This window comes from Evansella vedderi (assembly GCF_030813435.1).
GTDB lineage: Bacteria > Bacillota > Bacilli > Bacillales > Salisediminibacteriaceae > Evansella > Evansella vedderi.
In genome coordinates this window covers 161,740-174,529 of sequence record NZ_JAUSUG010000009.1, presented here as the reverse complement: position 1 = coordinate 174,529, position 12,790 = coordinate 161,740, and the positions used below count along the sequence as shown (strand labels likewise).

The window sequence follows — 12,790 nt, the reverse complement described above, 5'->3', positions numbered from 1 at the left end:
CCATTGTATACTTTATTATAGTATATTTAAACAATCTCAAACACCATAAAACAACAAATTAGTCGGATTTATTTTTTAGTAAATAATCCATTACTCCCATAGCACTGATCGTAACATCTAAATCAATAATATCATAAACAGAATCGTCCTTTTCCAAACCGTAGCTGCTCAACTCTTTTTTGATCTCATCCATCAAAATATCTCTTAGCTCTTCCCACTTTCCACCTTTATTTACTACACGTACTCCATTATCTATGAAAATTGGAATCCACTTTCTAATCTCACTATAGATTTTTTCTGTCTCCTTACTAATCCCAAAATGACCAAAGGCAATTTGTTTTGGTTGTATATTTTCAATACGTCTAAGGGAATGAAGCATATCATCTGGGTTAAATTGATTTGGAGAGGTGGACGGTAGATAGAAAGAAATCCCCTGCCGTTCTATAGATGGATATCGAATGCCAATGGTATCTCCAGTAAAGAAGGTTTCTGTAACATTGTCATAAATACTGAAGTGATGTTTAGCGTGCCCTGGAGTATCATAAAAGGTTAGGGTTCTTCCTAGGCTTAATTGTAATGTTTCTTGATCCTTCATTTCTCTCAATCTATCCTCGGGGATAGGGATTACTGGTTCGAATAGAGTATCAAACTTCTCTTTATAAATAGCTTTAGCTCCTTGTATTAATCTAGATGGGTTATGTAAATGTCTTTTACCTTTAGGATGAACAATAACTGTTGCGTTTGGGCACTCTTCTAATAGAATACCAGCACCACCTGCGTGATCTAAATGGATATGGGTGACAATAATATTCTCAATTTCTTTTAAGGAAATGTTTAAATTATTTAACGCTTCTTTAATAAATGGGACGGATATGCTTGGCCCTGTTTCTATTATGGTAACTTTTCCCTCAGGTCTTTCATCTAGGACAAAGGAACCAGTCCTTTCGACTAACCCTAAATCATGTCCATCAATACAAATTAATCTAGAATCTTTTGGAAATGTGGACTCGCTCAACTTGTTCACTCCTTATTATTCATAGGTCCTATAATTATTGTATTGGATGCGTTATAAGATTGTAAACCTTTTAACATTAAATTGTAATAAAGGCATAGTAGTATTGTACCCTGAAATGTTTTAAAAAAAGAGATAAGATGGTAAAATGGCCCCCTTAAAACTTATGGTGAGGTCGAATATTAATTATGACATATATGAGAGGTGTTTTTTTGTGCTGAAGCGCCTAAAAATATTAAACCGAGAAGAGTTGTCTATTGAAGAGACAATTAGGCTTATTCAACAGGGCGATGGAGAATCTGAAATAGAAAATCAATTAATTCAAAAATATATACCCTTTATTCAAAATACAGCGACCAAGGTATGTAAGCGGTACATACGTACTTCGGATGATGATGAATTTAGCATTGCACTAATTGCATTTAATGAAGCGATTCATAACTATTCTGAGAATAAGGGGAGTTCCTTTTTATCATTTGCAAGTTTAGTGATTCGAAGAAGAATTATTGATTATATTAGACAGGAACAACGTAAGAAAGTTTCTTTATCTATCGATTATGTGGATACGGATAAGGAAAACATGGAAAATATAGCAGAAGTAAAGGCATCATTTAAGGAGTTTGAACAGCGGCGGGAAACGGAGTACCGAAGAGAAGAAATATTCCACTTACAGGAGCAGCTGGCTGTATACGGTATTACATTAGCCGAAGTATCAGAGCAGTCCCCAAAACATCAAGATGCAAGGGAAAATATGCTTATGATAGCAAAAACGATTATACAGAATCCCGAATTGAAGGAGTTTCTTATAGAAAAAAAGAGACTTCCTATGAAAGCATTAACGAAAAGCATTACAATGAGTAGAAAAACCATTGAACGAAATAGAAAGTATATCATTACACTTTGTATTGTTTTAATGGAAGATTATCGATATTTACAGGATTATTTGAAGGAGTGGACGTCATGAATAAAGGGGTAGTACTTGAAAAGCATAAACGCTTCATGATTGTCATGACAAATGAAGGAGAGTTTATCAAGGCAAAGCTGAGGGAAGATGTAGATATTGGGGAGGAAATACCTTTTAGTCCCATACAAGTCCCAAAATGGTCTACTATTTATCAAAGTAAGAAATATGTATCGGTAATGGCAGCAGCAATCCTCTTATTAGCCTTTTTACCAATTTACCAGTTTATATCACCAGATAAGGCGTATGGACTTGTTACTGTGGATATAAATCCTAGTTTAGAATTTACAGTTAACAGTAACTACGATGTTATCGATGCTGAAGGATACAATGAAGATGGACGCACGATAATAAAAGGTCTTAAAGATCAGGTTATTGGGCAACCATTAAATGTTGCTGTTAGTCTTTTAATCACTAAAGGGAATGAGTTAGGTTATTTATCAAACGAAAACGATATATATATTTCATCTTCCTTAACCCTAACAGAGGAATCGTGGGGCGAAAGCTATGAACGTTGGATGGAAGCCATTCAACAAAATTATGAAGTGAATTTTATAACGATAAACTTAGATAATGAAATATTTGAAGCAGCCAAAGAATTATCTATCTCTCCTACTAAATTTGTTTTCCTAAGGGATGCACAAGAGGAAGGCATAGAGATTGACGTAGAACAAATGAAAAATAGGTCCATTGAGGACATTGAAGCAGATAGAGGGAAAAAACTTGATAAGTTGATATCCCCAGAGAGTATCAAGGTAAACGCTCCATTCAAAAGAGGAAAACCAGAAAATCCAGGTAATTCTGATCATAAGAAAAATAATGAAAAGCAACAAGAAAAAGAAGAAAAGAGAGAAGAACAAAAGGAAGAAAAAGAGAAAAAAAATAGAGGGAACGGGAACAACCAAGGAAATAATAAATCAAAGGATGATGAGCATCCTTCAAACAAGAAAAACGAGAATTCAAACAAACAACAAAATAAAAAAGAGGATCATCCTTCCTCCAAGAAGGAAAAAAAGGAGAAACAAAATCAAGGGAATAATGGAAGACAAAACCAGAACAATGGAAACCAAGGACAAAACCAAAACAATGGAAACCAAGGACAAAACCAAAACAATGGGAATCAAAATCAAGGAAATAATAATAACAATTAGCGGAACCCTTATCTTGGAATAAGAAATTAGTCCCTGTTTTAAATAAATATTAGAAACTACCCCAAAAAACTATTAATTTTTCGAAAGTAATAGTGTGAAAACATAAAGGGGTGTGTTTATAAAATGAAATGGAAAAAGGTTAAAAATGTAATGACTACAGCAGCATTAGTTGGTTTACTCTCTACCACATTACCAGCTAATATAAGCTTTGCTGAGGAAGATGATTTAGTTAAAAGCGCAGACTTACAAGTTATTTTTTCTGAGGAAGGTACTGTAGAAGAAGTCTTTGATGATCATAATGTATTAAATAGTGATAATCTTTTACTTGTTCCAGGTAATTTTTATTACTTTATGAAGCAGACCATGGAATCTATTCAGCTAAAGCTAGCAACTAGTGAACAAGGTAGAGCGATGCTTTTAACACAATTTGCACAAGAAAAAATGGAGTTAGCCTATCAATTAATTGAACAAGAGGATTTCGAAGCAGCAGAGAAAGCAATCGAAGAAGGACTTAATCATTATGGCTCCATTACAGGTATTTCTGTAGACCTAGAAGCTCGTAATGATGACACACAAGACCCATTAGGAGATATAGATGGAGACTTGGATGATGAGACTCAACAGGAAGACCTTACAGAAACAGATATAGAAGATGAGAAAACTATTCATCAATCTGTTTTAAGTCTGCTTCGAAATATTGAAAAAATAAACAATCCAACAGCAAAAGAAGCCTTAACACGAAATGTGGAAAGAAAACTTTCGAAACTAGGATTGGATCCTGAAGAATTCTTTGCAAGTCTAGAGGAAGTAGAGATAGTGGAAAGGGAAGAAGACAACGAAGAACTTTTAGTTACGGATTCTTCCTCAGACAATAAAGGGGAAGAAGATACTAATTCTACTTTAGAAGATAAATCCAAAAATAAAGGTAAGGAAGTTGCCCCAGGTCAAAATAGGGGGAATAAGGAAAATAGGGGTAATAACGGAAATAATAGTAATAATGGTATTAAAGTAGATAAAGATACTGGAAAAAACGTGGGGAACGGAAACGGGAACAGAAAAAATAATGGTAATGGAAATAAAAATAACGGAAATCGATAAATAAAAATGGATGAAGATAGCAACTTTGCTAATCTTCATCCATCTTTTTTGTTTCGTATCGAAGACGGTTTAAATGGAGCAATTGCTTCATACGATCCATTCGTGATGAGTGCAGATGTTTTGCTTGGTTTTCTATATAAGTACGCATAGAGTGAATGGAATAAATGACCTCATCATACGATTTTTTCTTTTGATTCTCAGTTAGGCTTAAATACGTTTCTAATAAATTTGGCAGGTCATGGCTGACTAATCGTTTTATATGATGTCTTTCTTCAATATCCAATAACTCTACCTCTTTTATACATTCATTTAGGGAGTACTGCAACTCTCTCAACTTCGTTTCTATTAACTCGTCTTTGCCTTCGTATTTCTTAATGGCCTGTTCCATATGATTTAGTATAAAACGCTGCTCATCATTTATTTTTACAGATTGCTTCTTCTCTTTTACTTCCTTTGCTACGAAACTTTCCGTTTCCTCTGGAAGTAATTTTTCACCTGATAAAGATCGGTCTAGTTGATGAATTTTAATAAAAATAGGTTGAAAAAGGGGATGTTTCCTAATGTTTCTTACGATGGTGCGGTTTTCCACCTGGTAGTAAATGGTTGAATCGATACACTTACCCATTCCCTTTTCAGATTTAAATTGCTTGCGGAATATAGTAATATAAACTCTTTTCTTAATGGATGCTGAGGTTTTTTTCGTATCTATAAGCTCAACATGAATTTTCTTTTGCTTTATTTTGATTTTAAATAAAAAACCTTTGATTGTTCGTTTAAATGTTTTATTTAACCTAGGCAGCTCAGATAAGGAGGTTAGATCGGAGAGAAACTCCACTGCTTCTTGGACAAACTCCCTTGTATCTTCTGTCTCAATTGCCGGGTCATTTAATGGTTTTAAATAATTTGGGAGTAGAGGTTCTAACCACTTTTGCTCCCAAATGTGTTCACGCCAACTCATGACGGTCACCTCTAATCTAGATCATCTTAATTAAGGAGCTTTCGTTCCATCTGTTCGTTTAGTTGATCCATCTCTTCAATAAACTGTTTGCTAGACTCAATAATACGGACATTGGATTGCTCCGTCATTTCAATTGCAGCATAAACATCTTCATATGCCTTCTTGAAAGTTTCCATTGCGATAGCAGGCTGTTCTAATGTTTTCAGTGTTTCTTCTGTATTGGATTTTAACAACTGGGCATTAGACAGGAGCATGGACTCTGTTGTTTCATTAACGTTTTTAACGGCGTCAATGACCTTTTTTTGATTACTTAGTGCCAATTGAATAGAGGCAGTAACAGTAATTATATTCTTTGTCATTGTTATGGCATTAAAAATGGCTTCTTCTAATTTATCGTTATTTTCAACGATTATATCTACAGATGCTAGTGATTGCTGCAGAACAAGGACTGCTTGCTGCATATTCTTCACCCTTGATAAAACCTTTTGCTGTCCCTTTTGAATGGGGGTCGGGTCAGCTTTCCATTCTTCCTTTTTCTGCTCCTCTTCGAGCATTAGGTTTAATTGTTTACCTACTTCAATTTGTTCATGAAGGGCTTTAATACGCTCCCTTGCCACATCCTTTAATTGATGGAGCATGACAGTATCCTCTTGAAGGCGGTCTTTACCGCTTAATAAAGCTCCAATGATCGTCTCCACTTCTGCTTCTACCGTTTGGTATTTACGGGCGTATTTTTCTATAGGACTTTTCCGAACCATTTTTGAAAGGAACCTTTTAAATTTTCCTTCCTTTAGATAATTTGGCTCAAGCTCCGAAACCATTTCCTTTAACTTTGTCAATTGTTCTGGGAGGTCCTGATTAGAATCATTCATCATATCGCTAACAGGTCTTTTTAATGCCTCTAAGGATTCACCGGCTTTTTCCTGTTCAACTGTACCAATTTTTCCTAACGTTTCTAAAATTTTGTTTAAATCTTTGTCCTTTTCTGTACGAATTTTTTCTACATATTCCTCTGCCTTTATTTCCGGTTCTACGATGGATTTGTTTTGTTTACTCTGATCCTGTGTATATTCTTTAGCCATTACGTGTGCCTCCTAAATTGAGGATTATAGTTTACCTATGACTATACGGATTATCCCCATAGAAAGTTTCAATATCTCTTTAAAATTATACAGGTCTATATTTATTGAAACAACAGGGATAATGAAAGAATTGTTAATTAATAAGTAAATTATGTAAAATGGAAAGAAGGCTACTGATATTGATGCGGTGTTTTGTAGACATATTTTGTTAAAAAAGAGGGGGAATCCAAATTGTGTATATTAGGGGTTGCCATAAAGGTAAATAAGGAGTTTCCATTTATACTTGTTGCAAACCGTGATGAATTTTATTGTCGTTCAACGATGCACGCTCATTTTTGGAAAGAAACTCCTGCCATTCTAGGAGGGATTGACTTAGAAAAAGGGGGGACTTGGCTCGGAATAAAAAGAAATGGAAATATTGCAGCCCTAACGAATGTTAGAGAAGCAGGTAATAAGGACATGCCCTTTCAATCAAGGGGGGATTTAGTTAAAAACTATTTAAAAAATCCATCTTCCTACGAAAAAGAATTAAACAAAAAGGAACAATATGATGGATTTAATTTACTTTATGGAAATATCAACGAACTAACCTATGTTTCTAACCGAGTATTAGATACAGCAAAGATAAAAGAAGGAGTTCACATACTAAGTAATGCATCTCTTAACACTCCTTGGCCGAAGTCAAATTATTTGCGAAAGGGATTGGAGAATATGGCATCTATTTCTAGTAAGGAGCAGCTTCAGAGGGACTTATTACTCCTGCTACAAGACGAAAAGGAAGGGCTTGAGGAAGAATTACCGGACACTGGATTTGGAAAAGAGATGGAAAAGTTTCTTTCACCTGTTTTTATAAAAGGAGAAGGATATGGATCACGTTCCAGTACGGTTATCATTGTTGATAAGCATAATAATTGCATCTTTATGGAAAAAACATATATTCCAGAAGAAATGCAAGTTATCTATGAATTTCAACTACAAATATAGGAGTCTGGAGGTCGGTCTAACCTTCTGACTCCATATCATACCGTTAATAGATATTTATTGCCTTTTTTAAAACCTTTACTTGTACAGGTGTTTTTCCCAATTCTTCCCCATCCCCTTGTACGGCAATTGTTTCTTTTGTTTTAATAGAAAATTGCTCACCCTTTAGCGTTGTAACGTATGGGAGGGTAACGTGCTTTTTCAAAAATACCGTTGGCATGACTAAAAATAATTGAAATGCATTTAATCCGTGAACAATGACTAAATCTAATTTTTCATTCTGAGGATCGGCAGTTGGACAAATAGGGATTCCGCCACCATAATAGGAGCTATTACCGGCAGCGATTAACCAAGTCCTTGTGAAAGAATGCACCTTTCCATTATCCACTTCTATATCCACATGGAAAGAGCGGAAAGTTAAAATCGTTTTAAGTGCTACGGTTATATAAGCTAAACTTCCTAGTAAAGCACGATTTAATATTTTTTTTATTCGGGATTTTTGACATTTTATAGCTGTTTCAGCATCTACACCAATCCCTAAAACTGATAACACTTTCTGACCATTCACTTCCATTAAATCGTATAACTGGGGTTGTTGCTTATTAATTCTTTCAATCGCTTTTCGCGTATTTCGAGGGATTTTTAATGCGCGACCAAAGTCATTCCCTGAGCCTGTTGGAATTAATCCAAATGGCAAATTATATGGTAGAAGCCGTTGAATAGTTTGGTGGAAAGTCCCATCTCCCCCTACTACTATAAAACCAGTCACCCCTTCTTTTTGTTCTTTTATTTTGTTTTCTATCTCCATCCACATATCTTCCCCTTGATATTGATCAGAAAAATATGTTACAAAAGGAATATGTAATTGTGTGTTTAATTGAGTCATAATATGTTGGAAACGGTATTTTCCCGCGTAAGAATTAACAATAATAATATACATAATTTTCTCCTTTAATAAACATATAACATGTTTATTATAGCATCGAAAAACTATATTAGGGGAAAACATATAGAAATGTGGTGGAAAAATGTCGAAACGACAAAGTGTTGGTATATGTTTGTTAGGTTTTACTTGTATAGGAATTTGGACTATGTTGTTTGTTTTTCTATTCCAAGATGCACCTATTGCTAGTGAAGACCATGGACAGGTTAGACAACAAGAGAGAAGCATTTCTGTAATGAAAGAGCCGGCTGCTCGGTTTATTAACCGTATGGAAAGTAAAGAAATATTTACCGTGTCTAACGTAACGGTCGAAATAAATAAAATGGTTTTCCCTGAAACTAAGGTTGGTGATGCTATTAGTTATGGGGATGGGGTTTCTATAGATGATTTACTGGAACAATTAAATTTAAATCGTTAATTATGAAGATTATATGATAATTTACCATACTTATAGTAAAATCTAATTATAACATTTATAATAATGGAGTAGAGTTGTTTAACCATGTACCGTCTAGTGCGGTAAGAGGGAGGTAGTCATGCTGTCTAATATTGGTATTCCAGGGTTAATTTTAATTCTTGTCATTGCACTTGTTATTTTCGGTCCTAAAAAGCTTCCAGAAATTGGCCGTGCTATGGGGCAAACATTAAAGGAGTTTAAAAACTCAACAAGGGAATTAACAAAAGATGATGATGAGCAAGCCTCGTCAAAAGAAAATAGAAATCAGTAATAGGAAAAAATAAATCGTTTGAAGGGATGTGAGGTGTCTCATCTTACATCTCTTTCATGTTTAAGGGGCGTTTGGTCATGTCAGATCAAAATATGAATATATTAGATCATCTTGATGAATTACGCAAACGGATCATGATCTCCCTTGCGGCATTTATAGTGTTTTTTATCGGCGTGTTTGTATTTATAACAGATATATACGAATGGTTTGTTAAAGATTTAGATATGACTTTAACGGTTCTGGGGCCGTTGGATATTATTTGGGTATACTTTTCATTAGCCGGGGTAATAGCCTTTGCGTTAACCATACCTGTCCTTGTTTTACAAATCTGGCTGTTTGTCAAACCAGCATTAACACCAAGGGAACAAAGAGCCACAATTATATATATACCTGCATCCTTTATTTTGTTTGTAGGTGGGCTATGTTTTGGTTATTTTGTTGTATTGCCTTTAGTGCTGAATTTCTTGATAGGCCTCGGACAGGATATGTTCGTAACAATGTTTACTCCAGATAAATACTTCCAATTTGTCTTAAGGATGACATTGCCTTTTAGTATTTTATTTGAAATGCCTTTAGTAGTTATGTTTTTAACTAGTATAGGTATTATTACTCCAGAGGGAATGAAAAAGAATAGGAAATATGCGTATTTTGCATTAATCGTTGTTAGCGTTCTAATATCACCTCCAGACTTTATTTCCGATGTACTAGTAATTATCCCGTTGCTCTTCTTATATGAAGTTAGTATAAGTTTATCGAGAGTGGTCTACATTAGAAAACTGAAAAAGGAAAAAGAGTACGAACGATCACTCGAAAGCTAAATAGGAATAAATCATTTAATGGAGCTGACCAAAGTTTTATACTTACGGGTCAGCTCTTTGTTGTATTTTCTTCGTTCATAAAAACTTCACAAAATAACCATATATGAGGAGGAAAAAGTGATTTTCATCACATTGGGTAGGTACTGGCAAAAGATACACTAATAATTAGGAATTAGAGGGCTCAAGTATGTTTTGGAAACATGGGATGAGGGGGAAATAGAAAACCTTTGTATAATCTCAAAAAGCTGATTCTACTAGTTCTTTCCATAAGTTGTTTAGGAGTTGTTGCTGCCTGTAGTAATGATGTAGGTGAAGGTTTGGCCGTTGACCTTCCACAATTAACAGATGACAAGGTAGATGCAGCTACAATGGTCCTCATCTCATCACCTCCAATGCAGCCGGAGGACCACGTAAACAGGTGGAGCGGGAGTATGCAGCATGATAGTTGCTTATCATGTCACTGGGAGTGGAGGAGCTACTACATTGCTAAATGATCATTTCTATGATAATTGCATTTAACAGGGAAAACTAATAGAGGTGGGAAGGTAGATGGTTATTTCAAGTTTTATTGTTGAAGCTCATTTAAAAAAAGTGGATGAAGTTAAAACTCTATTAAAAAGCCTTCCAGGGGTAGAAGTACATTCCATAATTAAAGATATCAAAATAATTGTCACGCTAGAAACAGACACAATAGATCAAAGCTATCGAATCGGCGAAAAAATGAGTAAGCTTTCAGGGGTTATCAGTTTATGTTTGATTTATACTAACTTCGAGGATGAGGTATTAAGTAATCCTCAGGCTGGGTTATGATTATACCTGAGAATGAAAAAATGAACCGGCGGGAGTTCATCAAGGAAAACTTTTTATCATCCATTGGATTTTTGATGAAATTTATTGATGCAAGCATGACAACGGAGGTTAATTATATTAGACCACCAGGTGTACAGGAGGAGTGGGATTTTTTAACCTCCTGTACCCGCTGCGGCGTTTGCCAGGACTCATGTCCTGAAGGGATTATTTCATTGTTTTCCACCAATAGCGGAGTTAAGTTGACAGGAACACCTTATTTAAATTTGACCAAGGCAGCATGTACCTTTTGTAATAAATGTATCGAAACCTGCCCAACAGAAGCCTTGACCTATGGTACACACGCTGTAGTATTAGGTACGGCAAAGGTAATAAAGAAAAACTGCATCACTTTCGAAGGGGTAATGTGTGATTATTGCATTCGCAGCTGCCCAGTGAATGCTTTGGTAGGTCGTGGAGGACAACCAGAAGTCGATGTTGATATCTGCATCGGTTGTGGAATCTGTATTGCCGCTTGTATTGAGGAGTATAAAGGAATTACGATTGTACCCCGCTCAACGTAATAAACCATCCCCAGAATAAAAAAAGGATGGCAATCGCCATCCTTATCTTATAATCTCTGCAAATTACTTTTAAATTTCAAATACTTCATATTTGGGTCAGTTTGAAGTACTTCAAGGCTTCTAACGATTTCCTTCACAGACTCAGGATCATGACAATCATAGGAATCAATATCTAGATGGAGAATTGGGCACTCTTCAAACTTAGAAATCCAATTAGCATAACGAAAGTAAAGATCCTCCCAAAAGGAGTGGGGAGTATTCATCTCCATTTGTCTTCCCCTCTGTTTAATTCGATCCATTATTCTTGGGAGACTACCGTCTATGTATATAAGTACATCTGGTTTTGGAAAGTATGGGGACATGACCATTGCTTCAAAAAGGGATTCGTAAGTTTCAAAGTCACGATCAGTCATGTTTCCATTATCATATTGCAGCTTAGCAAATATCCCGACATCCTCATAGATACTACGATCTTGAACATAACCAATACCTGTCTCATGCATTCTTTTTTGCTGCTTATATCGCTCCGCTAAGAAGTATATTTGCAGATGAAAAGACCACTTTTTAAAATCACTATAATAATCTTCTAAATATGGATTTCCATCTACTTTTTCAAAGGATGCATCGAAACCAAGGGCATCTGCTAAGGTATTTGTTAAAGTAGACTTTCCTACTCCTACAGTTCCCGCTAGAGTGATAAGTGAATTTTTATTTAAACTATGCGTTATTTTTGACATATTTAACAACTCCGTTTAAAGAAGAATTCTAAAAGAATGCTTCCTGTTTTTGTATGAGTTCTTGAACTTGATCAATAATCCGAGTGAAATCACCTTCGTTATTTACAAAATCCATTTCATCACCGTTAAATGACAAAATTGGAATGTGTGAGTAAACTCTTCTATGGTCTTTTATAAATTGGTGATAGTCTTCTGATAATTGTAATAAATAATTTGGATCTATTGCTTGCTCCATTAAACGACCTCGCTGCTCAATCCTCTCGAGCAATGTGGGTAAACTAGCATGTAAGTGGATTATTATATTAGGCCTAGGTAAGTCATTAGTTAAAATACGATATATACGATTATATTTATCAAAGTGATCCTTATGGAGTGTTTGTTTTGCAAAGAGTAAATTTTTGAAAATATGATAGTCACTCACTACAGCATGACCTTTTGATAAGTGGTGCTCATATGTATCCTCTAATTGCTTGTAACGATTACATAAGAAAAACATTTCTGTTTGGAAGCTCCACTCTTCAATATCCTCATAGAACTTACTTAAAAATGGGTTTTCATCTACTATTTCCTTTAGCAAATGATAATTAAAATAGTCTGATAATCTATTCGCTAACGAGGTTTTTCCAACTCCGATTGGACCTTCAATGCTAATAAATGGTGCGTGATATTGCTGACTCATAGTGTTTGCCTCCTTTCCTGAAAAAGAACCTAGAAGTAAAAAAATACGAAGCAAATTTAATTCTATCATAATTTTACAATAAGAAAACGGATATGGGCAGGGAAATTGTTAAATCATTTACTTTTATTTAGAAATATGTCGGAAAGGGTATAATGTTCACGTGAAAAACCGCGAAAATGTCCAGTTAATCAAGTTTCTAAAGAAGAAATTTGAGGAAGAAACGTCAGGTAAGGTAGTTAAAAGAATAGGGATTTCTAAAAATAGTGAGGTTG

General features: G+C 35.0%; 16 protein-coding genes. 10 read left to right on the top strand and 6 right to left on the bottom strand.

Annotation, left to right across the window (positions count from 1 at the left end; translation table 11 throughout):
• Nucleotides 1-58 precede the first annotated feature (58 nt).
• Nucleotides 59-1,015 (bottom strand): MBL fold metallo-hydrolase, encoded by a 957-nt coding sequence (locus J2S74_RS12765; protein ID WP_307326178.1) that lies wholly within the window; start codon nt 1,013-1,015, stop codon nt 59-61.
• 211 nt (nt 1,016-1,226) lie between these two features.
• On the opposite strand from J2S74_RS12765, the gene sigI reads away from it, so the two are divergent.
• The 3 genes from sigI (at nt 1,227) to J2S74_RS12750 (ending at nt 4,222) form a co-directional block, all read left to right on the top strand.
• Nucleotides 1,227-1,976, top strand: a complete 750-nt coding sequence (sigI, locus tag J2S74_RS12760) for an RNA polymerase sigma-I factor (RefSeq protein ID WP_307326177.1) — start codon at nt 1,227-1,229, stop codon at nt 1,974-1,976.
• Nucleotides 1,973-3,124: an anti-sigma factor domain-containing protein gene (locus J2S74_RS12755; protein WP_307326176.1), complete on the top strand. Its 1,152-nt coding sequence runs from the start codon at nt 1,973-1,975 to the stop codon at nt 3,122-3,124. The genes sigI and J2S74_RS12755 overlap by 4 nt, the downstream gene beginning before the upstream one ends.
• Before the next feature lie 123 nt (nt 3,125-3,247).
• On the top strand, nt 3,248-4,222 hold the full coding sequence (locus J2S74_RS12750) for a DUF5667 domain-containing protein (RefSeq protein WP_307326175.1): 975 nt from the start codon (nt 3,248-3,250) through the stop codon (nt 4,220-4,222).
• Between the two features lie 28 nt (nt 4,223-4,250).
• On the opposite strand, the gene J2S74_RS12745 is transcribed toward J2S74_RS12750, so the two are convergent.
• Together J2S74_RS12745 and J2S74_RS12740 are read right to left on the bottom strand one after the other, a co-directional pair.
• Entirely contained in the window at nt 4,251-5,180 is a 930-nt protein-coding gene (locus tag J2S74_RS12745) for a hypothetical protein (RefSeq protein ID WP_307326174.1), read from the bottom strand.
• Between the two features lie 26 nt (nt 5,181-5,206).
• Nucleotides 5,207-6,262, bottom strand: a complete 1,056-nt coding sequence (locus J2S74_RS12740) for a toxic anion resistance protein (RefSeq protein ID WP_307326173.1) — start codon at nt 6,260-6,262, stop codon at nt 5,207-5,209.
• 231 nt (nt 6,263-6,493) lie between these two features.
• On the opposite strand from J2S74_RS12740, the gene J2S74_RS12735 reads away from it, so the two are divergent.
• Nucleotides 6,494-7,246 carry an NRDE family protein gene (locus tag J2S74_RS12735; RefSeq protein ID WP_307326172.1) on the top strand — a complete coding sequence of 251 codons (753 nt, stop codon included), beginning with the start codon at nt 6,494-6,496 and terminating at the stop codon, nt 7,244-7,246.
• Nucleotides 7,247-7,289: 43 nt separating this feature from the next.
• Here the strand turns inward: J2S74_RS12735 and J2S74_RS12730 are convergent, their stop codons facing one another.
• Nucleotides 7,290-8,183, bottom strand: coding sequence for a diacylglycerol/lipid kinase family protein (locus tag J2S74_RS12730; RefSeq protein WP_307326171.1), 894 nt, complete (start codon nt 8,181-8,183; stop codon nt 7,290-7,292).
• 88 nt (nt 8,184-8,271) lie between these two features.
• Between J2S74_RS12730 and J2S74_RS12725 the strand changes: the two genes are divergently transcribed.
• The 6 genes from J2S74_RS12725 to J2S74_RS12700 all read left to right on the top strand — a co-directional run bounded on the left by J2S74_RS12725 (nt 8,272) and on the right by J2S74_RS12700 (nt 11,102).
• Complete coding sequence (locus J2S74_RS12725; RefSeq protein ID WP_307326170.1) at nt 8,272-8,604, top strand: hypothetical protein; 333 nt, start codon at nt 8,272-8,274, stop codon at nt 8,602-8,604.
• Between the two features lie 118 nt (nt 8,605-8,722).
• On the top strand, nt 8,723-8,914 hold the full coding sequence (locus J2S74_RS12720) for a twin-arginine translocase TatA/TatE family subunit (protein ID WP_307326169.1): 192 nt from the start codon (nt 8,723-8,725) through the stop codon (nt 8,912-8,914).
• Nucleotides 8,915-8,991: 77 nt separating this feature from the next.
• On the top strand, nt 8,992-9,732 hold the full coding sequence (gene tatC, locus J2S74_RS12715) for a twin-arginine translocase subunit TatC (protein WP_307326168.1): 741 nt from the start codon (nt 8,992-8,994) through the stop codon (nt 9,730-9,732).
• 227 nt (nt 9,733-9,959) lie between these two features.
• Nucleotides 9,960-10,226, top strand: a complete 267-nt coding sequence (locus J2S74_RS12710; protein ID WP_307326167.1) for a hypothetical protein — start codon at nt 9,960-9,962, stop codon at nt 10,224-10,226.
• A 55-nt stretch (nt 10,227-10,281) separates the two neighbouring features.
• The gene (locus J2S74_RS12705) at nt 10,282-10,542 is read left to right on the top strand and encodes a chaperone NapD (protein WP_307326166.1); all 261 of its coding nucleotides are present in this window, start codon (nt 10,282-10,284) and stop codon (nt 10,540-10,542) included.
• The gene (locus J2S74_RS12700) at nt 10,539-11,102 is read left to right on the top strand and encodes a 4Fe-4S dicluster domain-containing protein (RefSeq protein ID WP_307326165.1); all 564 of its coding nucleotides are present in this window, start codon (nt 10,539-10,541) and stop codon (nt 11,100-11,102) included. Before J2S74_RS12705 ends, J2S74_RS12700 begins: the two co-directional genes overlap by 4 nt.
• A gap of 47 nt (nt 11,103-11,149) precedes the next feature.
• Here the strand turns inward: J2S74_RS12700 and J2S74_RS12695 are convergent, their stop codons facing one another.
• Both J2S74_RS12695 and J2S74_RS12690 read right to left on the bottom strand, forming a co-directional pair.
• Nucleotides 11,150-11,839, bottom strand: a complete 690-nt coding sequence (locus J2S74_RS12695; protein ID WP_307326164.1) for a deoxynucleoside kinase — start codon at nt 11,837-11,839, stop codon at nt 11,150-11,152.
• Between the two features lie 28 nt (nt 11,840-11,867).
• The gene (locus tag J2S74_RS12690; RefSeq protein WP_307326163.1) at nt 11,868-12,518 is read right to left on the bottom strand and encodes a deoxynucleoside kinase; all 651 of its coding nucleotides are present in this window, start codon (nt 12,516-12,518) and stop codon (nt 11,868-11,870) included.
• Nucleotides 12,519-12,790 lie beyond the last annotated feature (272 nt).